Source organism: Ignavibacteriota bacterium, assembly GCA_016707525.1.
GTDB lineage: Bacteria > Bacteroidota > Ignavibacteria > UBA10030 > UBA6906 > JAGDMK01.
Genome location: JADJHP010000006.1, coordinates 294,615 through 312,871, shown reverse-complemented (window position 1 = coordinate 312,871; position 18,257 = coordinate 294,615). Strand labels below are relative to the sequence as shown.

Below are 18,257 nucleotides of genomic sequence, written 5' to 3'. Positions count from 1 at the left end.
CCACACTCATTTAATGATAACGAATTTGCCGACCTGCACCTTGGCGTTCGCCACATCCTCAACGGTGAACAGGTAGATACCGCTCGAGATCGCCTGCCCGATGGACGAGGTCAGGTTCCAGTCCTCATATCCCCGCGTGGCATCATGATGGTCCAGCGTCGCCACGAGATCACCGGCAAGGGTATAGATCTTGATCTGACACTGGGTCGGCAGGTTGATGAACTGGATGCGGCGGTCCTGCTCCATCCACCACGGGCGGTTCCCCTGCGGGCGTTCCCACGGTGGGTTGTACGAATTGTACGCGATGTCGCCCCGGTAGGGGTTCGGCACCGCCGCCACTTCACCTACCGTGGCAGGCGGAGCGGTCCCCGGTACCACCGTTGCGGCATTCGCGGAGACGCTGGTTTCCTGCGAGGGGAAGTTGATCACCTTGTCCGATTTGGAGAATGCGGTCAGGCCGTAATAGTACTCGATGTTGTTCAACAACCCCTGGTCTTTGTAGGTGTATTGCAGTCCGGTATTGTACCCTTCATCGTTGATCACATCATACTCCGCCAGGAGCGTCCACGGACCATCCGGGCCTTTTGTGCTCTTGTACAATCGATACCCCTCAAAGGGTTTCGTGACCGTGTCGCCGCGGTTGGTGTCGGTATACAACTCCGGATTCGTTGCATTGGAGAGCGGCCTCCAGTCCAGCGACACTTCATGATTCGTCGTCGCGACGCGAAGGATGGGCTTCGGCGGAGGGGCGGGCACGCGGAAGTTCTTGCTCTTCAGGAAGGTCAGGTACGCAGCATTCTTCAACAGCCCCTGCAGACCTACGCCGAAGATCTCGGCCATGTCCACCTTCAGTGTCTCTCCGACGGCCACCTGAAACGGTCCGAACCCGAGGATGATGTGCGCCCGCGCCCGCTCGATACGGTCCGGCATGATCCGGGCACTCGCCATCGCCTGATAACACGCGGCATCCTTGATGGGCAACTCCTCGTGCTCGTAATAATTGAAGCTGTAGGTCGGGGCGTTGTTCGGGGTCATGACGCTGAACGCGATCGGGCTCACCGCACCGCCGTCCGATCCTCCGGGAGAATCCTCCGCCACCGCCATCTTGTAATCACGATAGTACCGCGTGTACTCGTCGATGTAATTGTCCGCGGCCCCGATATTGCCGATCGAACTATGCATCCAGAATCCGATGTACACATCCTTCAACGGCTGCTTCTTGTTGATGATGTAGTACTTGTGCAGCAGGAACTCGGCAAGCTGGCCGGAACTCCAGGAATATGTCGACTGGATGATGTCCAGATGGAGCGGCGTGTGATTGTCGATGTTCAACACGTTGTCGTCGCTGTACCGGGATACGAAATCCTGATCCGAGATGCATTCGTAATTCTGCCAGTACGGGATTTGCAGCGTATCGCCTTTCGATCCGGTCCAGATCGAATCCCAGTTGTTCTTCGTGGCATAGAATTCGTGCGGGGTGAAGTGGGCTTCGGACATCGACACGAGGGTGTCCCCGGTGGGGGTGATCCCGCCGATCCAGATGCCGCCCTGGAACAGATGTTCTTCATCGGACCCCGGAGGGAACTCGGCATTGATCAGCCCCGGGAAGCGGGTCCGCCCTTTGTCGAAGGTGCCCATGTTGGTGATGACCTGACGGATCTTGCCGACCGTGGTCACCCGGTAGTCCAGCTTCGCATCGATGAATTGTGCATGCGCCGCGGCACCGAGGCCAACGGCCAGAGTGCACACCATGGCAAGGCGAGATCTCAACACACGCATAGGGTCCTTCTCACGGCTGTGAACGCTGTTAGAAATCAATGCGGATGCCCAGTTTTGTCGTGCGACCCGTCGAAAACACGCGCGGATCCCGTATGCTCAACATCGTGTAGTAATCGAACAGGTTGTTCTGAGGATACTGGATATCCCCGTACCGGTACGGCTCGCCGGTCCATTGATTGAATCCGAGACCTGCCTGTACGGTCTGCACGTTCCGCTGATCGAACAGATTGAAGACATCGAAGGTGACGGCGAACCGGAGGCCGCCAACGGTGAAGCCCTTCTCGAACTTGAGGTCCGTCGTGGATGTATACGGCCCGTAGACGGTGTTCTCCTGCTTCTGTGCCTCGACCGGATTGAGCGTCGCCTGCCCCGGGGTGTACGGCGTGCCCGTCGAGAACCGGTAGAGCAACGTCAGGTTCCAATCATCCGCCAGCTCGAGCCCGAACAGGTTCGGATACTGCCCCTTGCCCGCGGACAGGGTCGCCTGGACGATCACCTGATGCCGCACGTCCCATTCCAGCGCGCGCTCACGGATCGGGTACGGGAAATTGTTCGTCGAGCGGACATAGTCATCGAACGCCGACGAGGAATACCCGTTCGCCCACTGGATGGTGTAGGTGGCGCGCCCGCCGATGAAATCAGACGGGTTCTTCACCAATTCGAACTCCAGGCCACGCGTACGGCCGTAGCCCTTGTTGTCATACAGATCGATCGGCGTCCCCTGCGTGCCATACACCCGCGTCGTGCCGATCTGCTTCGAGATGTCCTTGCCGTAATTCTTGATGTCGACCGCCCAGTAGTCGGTGAGCTGGTGCGTGAACCCGAATTCGTACAGGATGGTCTGTTCGTAGTCCAGCGCCGGGTTGCCCGTGAAACTGCTCCCGTAGGGATCACGGTAGAAGTATTGCAGTTCCGGCAACTGATTGAAGTGGCCGTACGAGAAGAAGACCACGGTGTTCTCGGAGATGGGGAAGGAAACGCCGAACCGCGGGCTGATCTTGAAGATGCCCTGCTTCCAATCCGCCTTCACCCCGGTGGCGCGCTCCCAGGACGACACCCAGCCCTGCTCCATCACGCTGCTGCCCAGGTTGAAGTAGTCGATCCGGACGCCGGCATTGATGACCAGATACTCCAGCTCGAACTTGTCCTGGATGTACGCCGATGCGATGATGGGTTTGACATCGAAGACCCAGCGGTTCTGGCCGAACAGATTGAACGGCCCCGGGGGAGCGATGGAATCGATGCCCTGCCCGAACTTCGACAGTTTGCTGCCGCCGTCCTGGATATCGATGTAACTGATGGTGTTCGCCTGCGCCTCGATCCCCGCCTTGATGAGATGGGAAGGATGCACCTGCGACGTGATGTCGCCCTTGAACGTGAATGTCCTCGTATGGTCGTCGCGCCAGATCGATTGCACCCCATCGGCATAATAGAAGCCGGTGCTCGGGTTGATGGTGGGCGACGTATACTTCGCGATATACCTCCCCGTGCTGTCCTGCGTCCAGAAGTCCGCAGGCGTCAACCCGCCCAGGGATCCCTTGAACACCACATCCAGATATCCTGCCATCAACGTGTAGTACGTGGACTTGGAAAGCACATGACTGAACGCCGCGGTCATCGTATAATTGTTGCGCTTGTAATCCGCGGTGTTGTCCGGCGAGTAGATCCACGGGTAATCGTACGAGCTCCACTGTTTGCGCGATCCGTGGTAACTCAGCGCCAGCTTGTGCTCGCCGCTGATATCCCAATTCACCTTGGCATTCAGGTTGGTGGAGTTGTCCTGCCGTTCCCGGACATCGAACAGGAACACTTCGAAATCGCGGCGCGTGCGCTTGTTGTCATACGGTGTGTTGCTCAACGTCGAGTTCGCCGACAGGAAGAAGGTCAACCCCTTCCCCGGGTCGAGGCCGAACGCCGGAAGGAGATACTGCGTGATCGGTTCCGGGCCGCCCAGGTACAGCGAGGCGTAGTCGGTGACGTAGGATTCGCCCAGGAATGCGGCCTGGTCCGTCTTGAATTCGAGTCCGCCGTGATACGATTCGCCACCGCTCTTCGTGATGATGTTGACCACGCCCGATTGCGCCTGGCCGTACTCCGCATTGAATGCGCCGGTGAGCAGTTCGACGCTTTCCACGTCAACGAGGTTCAGGTCCATGACGCTGCGGCCGCCGTAGATGGGATGGGTGACGGGCATACCATCGACCATATACAGGATCTCGCCCCCGCGGCCGCCGCGGATGTGCACGTCCTGCAGACTTTCGTCACGCACCTGCAGCTGGGTGCCATCCGCCAGCCGGAGCGTCGGTGGCGCCGCGGTGAGCACCGCGCCCGCCTGCAGCTTGAAGATGTCGGTCGTGGCATCCATCCCCGGGGTCTCGCGGATCTGGTCCTGTGTGACGGTACGCCGTGTCGACGTCACGTCCTTCTGGACCATCTTCTGCTCTGCCATGACGGTCACACCTTCCACCTCGATGGCCGCCTGCTCGAGCCGGACCTGCACTTCGGCGGTGAGGTCCACCTGGACCTTCACGCCTTTCAGCGTGATGCTCTGGTACCCGACGCTGGAGATCGCCAGATCGTGCACACCGGGCGGGACACGCAGGATGAAGAAATGCCCCTCGATATCCGTCGATGCACCCAGCGCGGTCCCCTTGACCGCGACGTTCGCACCCACGAGTGCTTCACCGGTGGCTTTGTCCTTGACGGTCCCGGCGATCTTCCCCGTGTTCTGTGCGGCCACACCGGCAACGCACAGGACGACGAGGATGGCCAGCGTCCATACACGCAGAACGTACGGCGTGTGTCTCGTACGCCTCATCATGACGATCTCCTTACTGGACATGCAGACTCCGCAGGATCTCTTGCGACATCACCAGTGCATCCTGTTTCTTGATGAAGTACATCGGGAAGCCGAGGACCACGGCATCGTACACGGTGCCGTAGTACCGCAGCGCGACCGCACGCCCGCGATAGCTGACATTCGGGCTCATCGGATCATTCTCATAGGAGTACAAGACATCGGTGAAGCCCGCCATGGTGGTGATCAGGTTCACCTGCGAGAGCCTCCCGTCATACGGGAAGTTCGCGAGCCGGGTGGAATCCACTTTGATGCTCGAGAAGACCCCGGTCTTCCCCTTCGCCCCGGTCATGTCCCCCATGATGTCCGTTTCGGTGACCATACGGATATGGAGGTAATCATAGACAAAGCTCCCCGGCGCGAAGGTGAACGGGAAGTTGCTGTAGTACGCGAACGACTTCAGGATCCTCCACCCGCTCATGAAGAACTTACCGCCGACCTTGAGGTAATCCGTGAAGATCTCGATGTTCGCCGGGTCGGAGATCTTGTGCGGCCTGCTGGTGGGCACGTCATCCGCGTGCCACACGATCAATTGGTACTCCGCCAGCACTTCACGCGGCGGCATCCCCTGCGTCTTGAAATCCCACTGCGTCGCACCGGGGAACAGATCCGAATAGAAGCGGTCCACCGTGCTGTCCGCGATCTTCCACGTGAGGAAGGGGTTGTTGAACTCATCCGTCTCATCGATGATGATGACGCTCCGGGTGAACGATGGGATGATCAGGTTCACGCTCACGGAATCCCCGATCGGGTCGATCAGGTTGGTGTTGTTGCGCGACGTGACCTTGATCTCATGCCGGCCGGTCAGGGCACCGCTGAACTTGTCGGGGGTGATGAACACCGAGGTGTCCACCTGCCACGTCCACGGACCGTCGTCCACCGCCCACGCATACTCCACGATCTTGCCGCGCCCCGTGGGATCGGTCGCCTTGAAGATGAGCTGGACGCCCGGCCACCAATCCGTGACCACGTCGTCCACCAGCAGGCTTCCGTTGTTCTTGGGCGCCAGGATCCTGGTCACAGGAGACACGGTGCGGAGGGTATAGAGGACGCGCTCGGCGGGGATCGGGTCAACATTGGACTCATTGTCCTTGGCACGCACCAGGAACCGCTGCATATTGAGCGCTTCGGTGGAATTGAACGCGATGGTCGCGCCGGTTCCGGTCGTGTCATGCCATCCGGTCGAGTCGAACAATACCCACGTGTCGCTCGTCCCCGGGGCAAGATGATACGTGAAATACCGGTACTGGTACTGCGTGATGAAGCCGTCGTTGTCCCCGCCGGTCCAGCTCATGTTCACCAGCGCAAAGACGGTGTCGCGTTCTTTCGGGACATTGGCCAGCCGGGTATCGGGCGGGCCATTGGGGTTCTCCGGAGCGACGGGACGCTCGCAGGAGATCCAGAGGGGGACACAGACCGCTGCCAGGAGCAGGGCGAGAACCGCATGAGACCGTTGTTTCATAGAGTACCTGCCCTCATCTCTCGACGTCCGGATCGCACCGGGGTGGGGTATCTGCATCAGAGCACCCGGACTTGTTTGACCACCAATTTGCGTTCAAAGTAGAACTGGTCCTGGTAACGCCGCAGCGATTTGTACGGCTGGAGTTCCAGTTCGATCTCGGTGACGCCCCGTTCGCTGATGGTGACGTTGACCGGGAATTCCATGGTCGGCGTCACACCGGGGGGAAGGGTCACCGGGTTGAGGTAATGCTTGGGGATGAAGAATTCCATCTCCGAGGCTGTCACGCTGATGGACATCTTCTGATACGACCCGGGCGGCACGTAGTATTCAAAGATCACAAAGCGGCGGAACCGGCTGTTGCCCACCGTGATGGAATCGGAATCCTGGAACGTGATCGGCACGCCACTCAACCACTCACGGGCGAGTGCGTTCACCGTATCGTCCGCCTTGCGCTCGCTGCTCAGGTTGTTGTACACGTAGGAGTAGTTGTCTCCCCTGTACAGACGGCACTGGGAAACTATGATGTTAAAATTGTCCCACCGGGAGAACCGCGAGGTATCATTCTGGATGATGATCGCCGTATCGTCATCCGAGCTTTTGAACACGACGCGGAGGATACCGGGTTCGGGGCTTGGCTCGACGGCGGTCTTGCATCCGATGTCGCTGAGGAGGAGGCCCGCCACCGCACACAGAAGGATCCATCGCTTACGCATACGCAACCTCGTGGTGTCAGAAGGATCGAAGCACGTCCAGGAGAAGAGGCAACAGGCGGGGACGGCCTCCCGGCCGCCCCGCCTGCCACCCGTTGTCACTTACCGCGTACGACGTGTCACAACGTACTCCTGTTACTGAACATCAACGACATCCGCACGGATGTGCGGATCACCGCATGAGCATCATCTTCGTGGTCTTCTCGAACTGTCCGGCGGTCATGCGGACGAAGTACACGCCGCTGGCCACCTGGGCACCGGAACCGTTGGTCCCATCCCACTGCACGAAGTGCTGGCCCGCGTGCAACACATCGTTCACCAGGGTCTTCACCTGGCGTCCGAGGATGTCATACACAAGGAGCTTCGTCTGGACCTGCACCGGGACCGTGAAGTTGATCCGTGTGGTCGGGTTGAACGGGTTCGGATAGTTCTGCGCCAGAGCGAATACCAGCGGTGTTTCCTGTTCGCCGTCCACACCGGTCGTGATGCCTGCGGCCGGATAGTTGTACACCTTCACATTGTCGATCCTGCCGCGGCACGGCCCGACGTAGTAATTGTCGGCGCCATCGAACCACGACCGGCCGATACGCATCGGTGCACCTGCCATGATCGGCGGCTTGGGTGCGGCAACCGCCTTCTTGAACAAGAGAGCGTCGTTCTCATCCTTGATCGCCATGGCGAATTCCTGCGAGGACGCATTGCGCTCGAGGATGATATGGCGCCACTTGCCGATGTGCGTGGAACCGGCGAGCGTGTCCTGCACGACATAGGCGACCGACAGGTCGTTCGCCCAGTACCGTGCCGTGAACACCGGTACGCCCGGACCACCGTTGCGGAGACTCAGCTCGAAGTTCGCGTTGTTCCAGTCATTCTCCTTCGAGGGGTTGATGATGATGCGCACCGCATGACGGTCGGTCGAGTCTGCTTTGAGCCAGCAGTCCATCGTGAACTCTTCCGCTGCCAGGAACGGCGACACCGCTTCCACCCAGTTCGAATCGATCGACACGCCGGCATGGGTCTTCAGCTGCCACGAGTAAACACCGCCGCCGGTGGGAACATCCGTCGAATAGTCCTTCTGCACACGCGTCACGATCTGGGCGCCGTTCGGTGAATGGTCCACCGGGTTACCGGACGGGCCTTCCTCGAACGTGAGGTCCAGCGTCATGGCATGGGGCTGATACACATAGAACGAGAGCAGGGTCGGATTCGTCGCGGCCTCTGCATCGCTCGGATACATGGCACCCTGGCCATTGTTATCCGTGGCGACGTAGTAGTACTGGACCTTCTTGCCGAACGTCGTCGACGGGATGGTTCCCGTGAACTTGTCCTGGGCGCCGCCCGACAGCGCGACCGTGCTGAACGAACCTGTCGTATCGGTCCGGTACTTCAGGGACACGCTGCTGATGCTGCCGCCGGCATTCAACGGGAACACGGTGATGCTCACCGGGTAGTTCGCTGCTGTCGTCGGCTGGTTCGGCAGGATCGTGACCTCCGCGATCACCGGCGGACCGGCGAACTTGCGGACCACGTTGCTGACGCGGAGCTCATCCACGAAGCCGTCAAGCCAGGAATCATTGCTCGCGTTCGTGATGCCCTTCGCACCCGCCCAGCCGATATGCATCGCCTGCCTCGTCGTCTTCGGCCTGTCACCCTTCGTGAATCCCTTCGTCAGGAATCCCTTCAGGTTCTTGTCCTTGTCATGGACCATGACCGCGATGAACGCGCGGGCAGTGTCATTGATGAAGGTCAGATGGACCCACTCACCCGGCACGAACATGTTGTTCGGGGAGGTCACGGTGACGTACGAACCGGATTCGGCAACGTACCCGCCATGGAACAGGCGGTTGTCGCCCCACATCTCCAGCCACCAGTTGGCACCATCATAGAAGGTGACGTCGGCCGGCTTCATGCAGACGCGCGGCACCCAGCGGTAATCCTGGGCATTGTCGCCGAACGTAAAGATGTTCGCCCACGCTTCGATCGTGAAGCTGCCGGTCAGGTCCAATGCGGCCGTGTCGGCAACCGTCAGGTACGTGGAATCCGTGATGGCACCGTTGTCCAGACGGACGCACTGGCCCAAACTCGGGACCGCGGTGTTATTCAGGAAGTAGATCTTGGAGGGATTGGTGGTGTTGCGCACTGCTGCGGTATCGGTCTTCCCGATCGCCGCCGCACTGTTGGTCATATTGCCGTCAAAATGCAACAGGACCACGGTGTTCGCATCCGGCGTGTACGGACCGCCGACCTGATCGATACCGACGCCGGCAGTAGCTCCCGTCGCCGCATAATTGTACAGCTTCACATTGTCGATCCTGCCGCGGTACGGCCCGACGTAGTAATTGTCGGCGCCATCGAACCAGGAACGGCCGATACGCATCGGTGCACCCGCCATGATCGGCGGCTTCGGTGCATCAACGATCTTATGGAAGATCACCGCATCGTTCTCGTCCTTGATGACCATCGCGAACTTGGCGGGATTGGCTTTCCGTTCAAGGATGATATGGCGCCACTTGCCGATGTGTGTGGAACCGGCGACCGTGTCCTGCACGACATACGCTGCCGACAGGTCGTTCGCCCAGTAGCGTGCCGTAAACACCGGGACGCCCGGGCCGCCGTTACGGAGGCTCAGTTCAAAGTTCGCATTGTTCCAATCCTTCTCTGCCGAAGGATTGATGATGATACGCACCGCATGACGGTCGGTGGAGTCCGCTTTGAGCCAGCAGTCCATCGTGAACTCTTCCGCTGCCAGGAACGGCGACACCGCTTCCACCCAGTTCGAATCGATCGCCACACCGGGATGGGTCTTCAGCTGCCATGAGTAATTGCCGCCGCCCATGGGGACATCCGTCGAATAGTCCTTCTGCACACGCGTCACGATCGTGGCTGCATTCGGGGAATGGTCCACCGGGTTCCCGGAGGGGCCTTCTTCGAATGTCAGATCCAGGGTCATGGCGTTCGGCTGGTAGACGTAGAACGACAGGCGTGTCGGACTGGTTGCCGCTTCCGCATCGCTCGGATACATCGCCGTCATGGCGTTGTTGTCCGTGGCAACATAGTAGTACTGCACCTGCTTGCCGAACGTGGTCGCGGGGATCACGCCGGTGAATCTGTTGTTCGCACCACCGGTCAACGGCACCGAACTGAAGGCGCTCGTGGTGTCCGTGCGGTACTTCAGGACGACACTCGTGATGCTGCCGCCGGCATTCAACGGGAACACGGTGATGCCCGCTGCATAGGATGTCGCCGTCGTCGGCTGATTCGGGAGGATCGTGACGTCCGAGATCACGGGCGGTCCGGCGAAATTGCGGGCCACCTTGCTGATACGGAGTTCATCGATGAACCCATCAAGCCACGAGTCGTTGCTTGCATTCGTGATGCCCTTGGCACCGGCCCAACCGATATGGACCGCCTGCTTCGTGGTCTTGGGCGCGTCGCCGATCGTGAAGCCCTTTGTCAGGAATCCCTTCAGGACCTTGTCCTTGTCGTGGACCATGACCGCGATGAAACCGCGGGCGGCATCACGGATGAAGGTCAGATGGACCCACTCGCCGGGCACGAACATGTTGTTCGGGGAGGTCACGGAAACGTAATTGCCTGATTCCGCTACATAGCCGCCGTGGAACAGACGGTTGTCGCCCCACATCTCAAGCCACCAATTCGCGCCATCATAGAACGTGACATCGGCGGGCTTCATGCAGACACGCGGGACCCAGCGATAGTCCTGGGCGTTGTCGCCGAACGAAAAGATGTTCGCCCATGCTTCGATGGTGAAACTCCCTGTCAGGTCGACCGCGGAGGTATCAGCGATCGTCAGATAGGTCGAGTCGGTGATCGCACCGTTGTCCAGGCGGACGCACTGTCCGAGAGCCGGGATCGCGGTGTTGTTCAGGAAATAGATCTTGGAGGGGTTGGTGGTATTCCGTACAGCAACAGTATCGGTCTTCCCGATCGCTGCTGCGGCGTTCGTCATACTACCATCGAAATGCAGCAGCACGACCGTGTTGCTGTCGACGGTATAGGGCCCGCCCACCGTTTCGAGCCCCTGCGCAAACAGCCCAACCGCACACACCATCGTCATCGCGACGACGGCAAAGAAGTAGAACCGGGGTTTCATGGGGTACTCTCCTTGTGTTGATGGCGTGGCAAACAGCGGAGTCTGCCGGCAGCCGGGATCATCTCCGCCGGTAGCCTGCAGAGAATAGCGTAGCAGGACGTCGAGTCACCTCCCTTCTGCAATCGTTGTCGTTGAGTGATCGTACGTAGCGTTCAAACCCTACACACACAGGGTAAGCGGAGTATGAGTGACTGAACTACGTGGAATTACTTCAATGCTAACGATTGTATTCGAGAATGTCAACAAAAAAGTGCTGACCGACCTCTCTCAGGTGGCATCCGCGTAGGATGCCACCTGATGGCCAAAAAAACGGTGTTACTTTACAGAAAAACGGTAGACGATCGTGGCGGTGTACTTCTGGCCCGGATCGAGGCGGACCGGCGGGAAGGAAGGCTTGTTCGGAGAATCCGGGAAATGCTGCGGCTCCAGACAGAAGCCGTGACGGAATTCATACTTCACTCCGCCCTTACCGACGATCGTGCCATCAAGGAAGTTCCCCGAATAGAACTGCACGCCCGGCTGGTCCGACAGCACCTCAAGCACACGGCCGGTGGTCGGCTCCACAACGCGGGCATTCACGGCAAGCGACTTCCCACCCGATTTCAACACCCAGTTGTGATCGTAACCACCCGGACCGAGATGCAACTGCGGATCATCCGCACCGATGCGTGCGCCGATCGCCGTCGGTGTCCGGAAGTCCATCGGCGTCCCGGTCACATCCTTCAACTCACCTGTGGTGATCAACCCGTTGTCCACCGGCGTGTACGTGTCGGCATCGATCATCATCAGATGGTCCAGGATGCTCTTCCCCGACGTCGCGCCGGCCAGGTTGAAGTACGAATGCGCCGTCAGGTTCACGATCGTCGGCTTGTCCGTCGTCGCCGCAAAGTCCATGACCAGCTCGTTGTTCGCTTTCAGCGTGTAGGTCACCGTCGACGTGAGCGTGCCCGGGAACCCCTCCTCGCCATCCTTGCTCACGTAGGTCAACACCAGCCCGGGGCCGTCGGCCGTCGTGACCTGCTTCGCATCCCACACCACTTTATCGAACCCGACCTTTCCACCATGCAGGTGGTTCGCGCCGTCGTTGACGGTCAATTGATAGGCCTTCCCATCCAGCGTGAACTGTCCCTTGCCGATCCTGTTGCCATAGCGCCCGATGAGTGCGCCAAAGTACGGCGTCACCCGGATGTACCCGGCAAGCGAGTCGTAGCCCAGCACGACGTCATCATACGTCCCGTTCTTGTCGGGCGCAGTAAGGCTCACGATGATACCGCCATAGTTGGTGATCTTCGCCTCCATGCCGGCGGCATTGCGAAGAGTGTACAGCATGACGCTTGTGCCGTCGGGCGTCGTGCCAAAGACCACAGGGTCATTGCTCATTGTCTTCTCCGTAGAACGTGAACATCCCATCATCAATCCAGCCGTTGCCAGCGCCACCACGATACCAGCACGGAAGATACGCATGGGTCACCTCAAGTGATGTGATCGTTGATCTAGTGTGTGTTGCTTTAAAGTCTGAACCACACGGCGCCGGCCTGTCGGGCCGTCAGCACCGCAACGCTTCCCGCCCCGAACACCGCTTCCATCGCCGCACGGTACCCCGGCACGAGATCTCCGGGAAGGATCGCAAGCATGGTCCCGGCGAACCCGCCCCCATGCACCCGCCACCCGCCACGCTGCGCCACTCCAGGATACTGTTCGGTGAGCGCAAGTGCAAGCATGATCCCCTGTTCCGTCGGAGCGGAAGAGGGATAACAGTTCTGCAACCAGAGCGCGGAGGACCGGCCGGAGGCGATGACACCGGCAAGGAATCCCGCGATGTCGCCGCCTTCGAGCGCACGCACCTGCTCTTCCACCCGCGCGGTCTCACGCAGGAAATGGATCGCGCGCAGCACCGCACGGTCGCCCGCAACCGCCCGGAGCCCGGGGAGTGCCGCTACCAGCGCCTGCTCATCCGCGATGTCGCGGCAGACCCTCCCACCGAGGGCCTGCGCAACAGCCTTCATCTCTGCCGGTACTGCAGCATATTCCGGGGTGAGGTCTGCATGGCTCCCGCCGGTATGAATGACCAGCACCTGGAGTCCAAACTCCCCGAACGACCTCTTGAGCTGCTGGATCTCCGGCTTTCCGGGGTCGCGGAAGTCGATCGTCACGATCCCCCCCACCGCGGAGGCTGTCTGGTCCATCAACCCGCATGGCTTGCCAAAGTACACGTTCTCCGCAAACTGTCCGATGGCCGCGATCTCTTCGGGTGCGATGGCTCCGTCATTGAAGAGCCCATTGAGGATGGTGCCGATCAGCACCTCCACGGCAGCCGAAGAACTCAGCCCCGATCCCGGCGCGACCTGGCTGGTGATATGTGCGCGGAATCCGCCGGTGCGATAGCCTTTCTCTTTGAACCGCGCTACGATCCCCCGGACCAGCGACTGCGTGGTGCCGGATTCATCCTTCTTCGCCGCGGTCTCATCACACCGGACACTCACGGGATGCTGGTATCCCTCCGACGTGACCGTGATCATGCCATCCGCCGTGGGGGCCGCCGCGGCGATGGCATCCAGGTCGATCGCTGCCGCGAGCACACGGCCATGATTATGATCGGTGTGATTGCCTCCCACCTCGACGCGTCCCGGTGCGCTTGCATAGAGCACAGGCGCGACGTCATAGGCGTTGACAAATTGCCGCTCCAGCGCCCCGTACCGGGTGCGGGCAGCATCGGCCTTGCCCGGATAGAGGTCCTCGAGATAGTGGACGAACGCAGCATCGTGGACGGAGGGCCCACCCTGCAGCGGCTTTTCTGCGTGTGACATTCGAACGATCCTTCGCTAGCGGCCGGTTGGTGTACAGAGCGAGCGGAGCACGCCGGCGGCGGACTCTGCCGTGAGGTTTTGTTGCGGCTCGGCAAGCATCTCATACCCCACCATGAACTTCTTGACGGAGGCGGAGCGCAACAACGGGGGATAGATATGTGCATGCAGCTGCCAGTGCGCCGTCTCCTCCGTCATGAACGGTGCGCCGTGCCAGCCCATGGTATACGGGAAGGACACGGAGAAGAGGCGGTCGTAGCCGCGCAGGACCAGGGAGAGCAGGGCAGCGAGTCTCTCCCTGTCGGCGTCGGTGCACTCAGGCAATCGCCGGAGGTGCGTGCGCGGGAGGATCAGCAGTTCGAACGGCCACACGGCCCAGAACGGGACAAGGGCAACCCAGCGGTCGTTCATGGCGACGATGCGTTCTCCGCGAGCGATCTCCAGCTCCACATAGTCCAGAAGGAGGACCGCGCCGCGTTCCCTGAGGTACGCATGTTGCTCGCGATCTTCTTTCGCAGGTTCATTCGGCAGGGACGATCCCGCCCAGATCTGTCCGTGCGGGTGCGTGTTCGAGCACCCCATCACCGCACCTTTATTCTCGAAGACCTGGACCCATCGGTAGCGTTCGCCGAGTGCGGCGGTCTCGGCCGCCCAGGTATCGATCACGGCCCGGATCCCTTCCACGGGCAGGTCAGCGAATGTCTGATCGTGGCGCGGCGAGAAGCAGACGACGCGTGAGGTGCCGGTGACCTCTTCGCCGGTGAGGAGAGGGCTGTCCTTCCAGACCTCTCCGGAAGCCTCCGGGAGCAATGCAGGATAGTCGTTGGTGAAGACGAAGGTCGACGTATACTCCGGATTCGACGCACCGCCCGCGCGTGTATTCCCCGGGCACAGATAGCATGCCGGGTCGTGGTGCGGGAGTGAGGCCGGAGGAAGTGCCTCCTGTCCTCCCTGCCATGGGCGTTGGGTGCGCTGGGGGGAGACCAGGACCCACTCGCCGGTGAGGGGGTTGCGTCGACGGTGCGGATGGAGCATGAGACCCTGAAGGATGGTGCGGGATGTTAGCGCTAACATAGCGGACACAATGAAACCCGGCGATGCCGGGTTCACTGCGTTTCACGTGGCTCAACGTACGGAGGGAATCCGCAAATGTCAAGATGCGGCGACGGCGGCGCTCAGCCGTTCACCGCGATGCCCGGGGCATTGACCGGACGCAGCACGGGATGGATCGCTGTGCCCTCCACCTGCTCCGCGACGTATTCCGTCGCCGGCGTATACTGGGGAACGATCCGCTGGATGATCGCGTGCGCCGACTCCAGGTTGCCCTGGGCCGCAGCTTCGATCAGCGTGTCCACATCGATGCTCAATCCCGTCTCGTACGGACTCGATGCCGTCCCCGTCCCGATCGACCCGTACTCTGCCGCAAAATTGTGGCGGGAGACCGTGATCATCGGGTGCGCTGTTGCCTCTGTATCATCCGTCTCGTAGAACAACTCCTCATACATCTTCTCGCCGGGTTTCAATCCGGTGAACTCGATCCCGATCTCCGATTCCGTGTACCCGCTCAGACGTATGACGTCGCGCGCGATATCCACCACCTTCAACTGCTCACCCATGTCGAGCACGAACATCTCACCCCCGGATCCCATGGAGCCCGCCTGCAGGACGAGATGAACGGCTTCCGGGATCGTCATGAAATAACGCGTCACATCCGGATGCGTCACCGTGACCGGTCCCCCCATATCGATCTGGTGCTTGAAGATGGGAACAACGCTCCCGCGGCTTCCCAGGACGTTCCCGAACCGCACGGTCACGAACCCGCGTCCCGTCCGGTTCGCGGCATCCTGCACGATCAGTTCCGCGATGCGCTTGGTGACGCCCATGACGCTCGTCGGATTCACCGCCTTGTCGCTCGAGATCATCACGAACCGCCGGACACCGAACTTCTCGGCCAGGGTCACCAGAACGCGGGTCCCCATCACATTGTTCGTGATGGCATCAGGAAGATTCTGCTCCATCAGCCAGACATGCTTGTGCGCCGCTGCATGGAAGATGATCTGCGGCCGGTGTTTGAAAAAGACCTGCTGCATCCGCTCCAGGTCCCGCACATCGGCGATCACCGGTGTGACCACCATGCCCGGGACCGGATGCTCTTCCAGCTCCTTCATCATGTGGAAGATCGACGTCTCGCCATGCCCGAGCAGGATGAGCTCTGCAGGCCGGAAGTTCTTCAACTGACGCACGATCTCGCTCCCGATCGACCCGCCCGCCCCCGTCACCAGCACCCGCGCACCGCCAACAGCAGCACGGACCGTCTCCGGATTCGATTCCAGGACCTCCCGCCGGAGGAGATCCTCCAGCTGGATCTCGCGGACATTCACCACCCGCGCAGCACCACGCAGGATATCGAACAGTCCGGGCGTGATCTTGCTCGGAACCCCCGCCTCCTTGCAGATCTGCACCACACGGCGTATGACCTGCCCCGAGGCAGCCGGCATCGCGATGATGACCTCTTTGATATTGTGCCGCTGTGCAACCCACGGAATATCACTGAACAGTCCGAACACCGGGACGCCGCAGATCATCTTGGTGCATTTCTTCGGATCGTCATCCACGAAGCCGATCGGTACCAGTCCGAGATGGAGATTGCGTTGCAGTTCCCGTGCAACAGCGATGCCTCCCGTACCCGCACCGGCGATCAGGACAGGCTTCGACTTCACCGATTGGAATTCCCGGCGGCTGACAAGCGCGAAGATGACACGGATGGAGAACCGCACACCCGTCACATGGAAGGCGGTCAGCAATGCACTGAGCAAAGGGATCGACCGGGGGAATCCGTTGCCGAAGTTCCCTGAGAATCCCATGACCATGAAGAACAGCATGATCTCCAGCAACCCGGTGAGGGTAACAGCACGTACCACGAGCAGCAATTCCTGGACACTCGCATACGCCCACAGCGCTTTGTACAGCCCCACACGATAGAACACGACCCACCTCATGAGGACCATGAGGAGCGTGTACCCGACGATCGCATGCCAATGGGTCGCGAACTGGTCCGTCGATTCCGTGCGCAGCAGAAATGCCAGTGCCGGACTGAGGACAAGCCCCAGCGTGTCAATGCCGATGAGATACCGGTTGCGGAGATGGGTCAGACCGTGAAGCATCCGCTTCAGGGCCTCCATCGGCAATTCAGGTGTCGTACCATGCATTGAATGATCCATCGCGATCCAGCCTCCAGAATGTGCGCTCTCGATCCCGCCCATTGCCGGGCAGTCGGAGACAATGGTGCACTCCCGGCCGGACCAATGGCCCGTGCCGGAAAGCGAGGATGGGAGCTTACGTACAGTTGTGAGACGGTGTCTCGCGAAAAGCGTGCCACGATGAAAGGGAGGAAAAGTGAAGAAAATCGGGTGAAATTGGGGAATTTAGTGCGGTTGGAGCGTAAGAAATGAAACAAGGGTTCCCGCAGCGAAAACCCCTGTACAGCAAAGAGCCCGCCAGAATGCGGGCTCCCGGAGCTCATGCATCAATCTGTGACCACCTGCGAAGCCCACTTCCGGTTCGCCATATACCAGTCGACCAACCGGGTCACCCCCTCTTCGAACGTGACACGCGGCTCCCAACCCAGGAGCGAACGAGCCCGCCCGATGTCTGCCCACGTCGCCATCACGTCCGCCGCATGAAGCGGGTGATATTCGAGGATGGCGTTCTTGCCGGTGAGGCGCTCGATCAGGGTGATGGTGTCCTTCAATACGATCGGCGTATCCGAACCCAGATTGACGATCGTGTATCCCGGCTTCCCGAATCCGGCGATCGTCCCCCGCGCTATATCCTCAACGAACGTGAAGTCCCGCGACTGGGAGCCATCACCATTGATGGCGACCGGCCGCCCTTCCACGATCCATTGCACGAAACGGAAGAGGCTCATATCAGGCCTCCCCGCCGGCCCATAGACCGTGAAGTAGCGCGGGATGGTCACATGGAGTCCATACAAATGATGGTAGGTGAAACATGCGGTCTCGGCACCCTTTTTCGATGCAGCATAGGGCGACAATGGCTTGTTGGTATCCGCATCCTCGCGGAACGGCTGGGGGTTGTGGGCTCCGTACAAACTCGACGTCGACGCCATCAGGAAATTCTTCACGCCGAATTCGCGGCAGAATTCCAGGAGCGTGACCGTTCCCTTCATGTTCGTGTCCATGTAGACCCAGGGATTCTCCACCGACTGCCGGACACCTGCCCGCGCCGCAAGATTGTACACCCCCTCCACTCCCTTTTCGAACACCGGGCGAACGGCGACGCGATCGTTGATATCACCCTGGACGAATGTGAAACGGTCCAACGCACGAAGGCGCTGCAACCGCCATTCTTTGAGACGGACATCATAGGCATCATTGAGGTTGTCCAACCCCACGATGGTGTGGCCGGCTTCGATGAGCTTTTCGCAGACGACGGATGCAATGAACCCCGCTGCACCCGTGACAAGATACGTGGACACTGTCGTTCTCCCTGATGTTGACACGACGGAAAT

10 protein-coding genes are annotated in these 18,257 nt (G+C 60.2%); all 10 read right to left on the bottom strand.

The features are described from left to right. Window positions 1–6: 6 nt before the first annotated feature. A complete protein-coding gene (locus IPI01_11710; GenBank protein MBK7258444.1) occupies window positions 7–1,779 on the bottom strand; it encodes a hypothetical protein in 1,773 nt (590 codons plus the stop codon). Window positions 1,780–1,807: 28 nt separating this feature from the next. Continuing rightward, window positions 1,808–4,600, bottom strand: a complete 2,793-nt coding sequence (locus IPI01_11705; GenBank protein ID MBK7258443.1) for a TonB-dependent receptor — start codon at window positions 4,598–4,600, stop codon at window positions 1,808–1,810. Window positions 4,601–4,610: 10 nt separating this feature from the next. Beyond that, window positions 4,611–6,098 carry a hypothetical protein gene (locus IPI01_11700; protein ID MBK7258442.1) on the bottom strand — a complete coding sequence of 496 codons (1,488 nt, stop codon included), beginning with the start codon at window positions 6,096–6,098 and terminating at the stop codon, window positions 4,611–4,613. A 56-nt stretch (window positions 6,099–6,154) separates the two neighbouring features. After that, entirely contained in the window at window positions 6,155–6,811 is a 657-nt protein-coding gene (locus IPI01_11695) for a hypothetical protein (GenBank protein MBK7258441.1), read from the bottom strand. 169 nt (window positions 6,812–6,980) lie between these two features. Beyond that, window positions 6,981–10,922, bottom strand: coding sequence for a T9SS type A sorting domain-containing protein (locus IPI01_11690; protein ID MBK7258440.1), 3,942 nt, complete (start codon window positions 10,920–10,922; stop codon window positions 6,981–6,983). Window positions 10,923–11,237: 315 nt separating this feature from the next. Next, window positions 11,238–12,386, bottom strand: a complete 1,149-nt coding sequence (locus tag IPI01_11685; protein ID MBK7258439.1) for a galactose mutarotase — start codon at window positions 12,384–12,386, stop codon at window positions 11,238–11,240. A 44-nt stretch (window positions 12,387–12,430) separates the two neighbouring features. Continuing rightward, window positions 12,431–13,729 (bottom strand): galactokinase, encoded by a 1,299-nt coding sequence (locus IPI01_11680; GenBank protein MBK7258438.1) that lies wholly within the window; start codon window positions 13,727–13,729, stop codon window positions 12,431–12,433. A gap of 15 nt (window positions 13,730–13,744) precedes the next feature. Continuing rightward, the gene (locus IPI01_11675) at window positions 13,745–14,761 is read right to left on the bottom strand and encodes a UDP-glucose--hexose-1-phosphate uridylyltransferase (GenBank protein MBK7258437.1); all 1,017 of its coding nucleotides are present in this window, start codon (window positions 14,759–14,761) and stop codon (window positions 13,745–13,747) included. 140 nt (window positions 14,762–14,901) lie between these two features. Then, window positions 14,902–16,947 (bottom strand): polysaccharide biosynthesis protein, encoded by a 2,046-nt coding sequence (locus IPI01_11670; protein MBK7258436.1) that lies wholly within the window; start codon window positions 16,945–16,947, stop codon window positions 14,902–14,904. Window positions 16,948–17,252: 305 nt separating this feature from the next. Beyond that, window positions 17,253–18,224 carry a GDP-mannose 4,6-dehydratase gene (locus IPI01_11665; protein MBK7258435.1) on the bottom strand — a complete coding sequence of 324 codons (972 nt, stop codon included), beginning with the start codon at window positions 18,222–18,224 and terminating at the stop codon, window positions 17,253–17,255. Window positions 18,225–18,257 lie beyond the last annotated feature (33 nt).

What these genes read in the sequence shown, in the direction of transcription:
- IPI01_11675 (MBK7258437.1), bottom strand. Translation starts at nt 14,761, where the DNA reads ATGCTCCATCCGCACCGTCGACGCAACCCCCTCACCGGCGAGTGGGTC.
- IPI01_11700 (MBK7258442.1), bottom strand. Translation starts at nt 6,098, where the DNA reads ATGAAACAACGGTCTCATGCGGTTCTCGCCCTGCTCCTGGCAGCGGTC.
- IPI01_11705 (MBK7258443.1), bottom strand. Translation starts at nt 4,600, where the DNA reads ATGATGAGGCGTACGAGACACACGCCGTACGTTCTGCGTGTATGGACG.
- IPI01_11680 (MBK7258438.1), bottom strand. Translation starts at nt 13,729, where the DNA reads ATGTCACACGCAGAAAAGCCGCTGCAGGGTGGGCCCTCCGTCCACGAT.
- IPI01_11670 (MBK7258436.1), bottom strand. Translation starts at nt 16,947, where the DNA reads ATGGATCATTCAATGCATGGTACGACACCTGAATTGCCGATGGAGGCC.
- IPI01_11685 (MBK7258439.1), bottom strand. Translation starts at nt 12,386, where the DNA reads ATGCGTATCTTCCGTGCTGGTATCGTGGTGGCGCTGGCAACGGCTGGA.
- IPI01_11710 (MBK7258444.1), bottom strand. Translation starts at nt 1,779, where the DNA reads ATGCGTGTGTTGAGATCTCGCCTTGCCATGGTGTGCACTCTGGCCGTT.
- IPI01_11695 (MBK7258441.1), bottom strand. Translation starts at nt 6,811, where the DNA reads ATGCGTAAGCGATGGATCCTTCTGTGTGCGGTGGCGGGCCTCCTCCTC.
- IPI01_11690 (MBK7258440.1), bottom strand. Translation starts at nt 10,922, where the DNA reads ATGAAACCCCGGTTCTACTTCTTTGCCGTCGTCGCGATGACGATGGTG.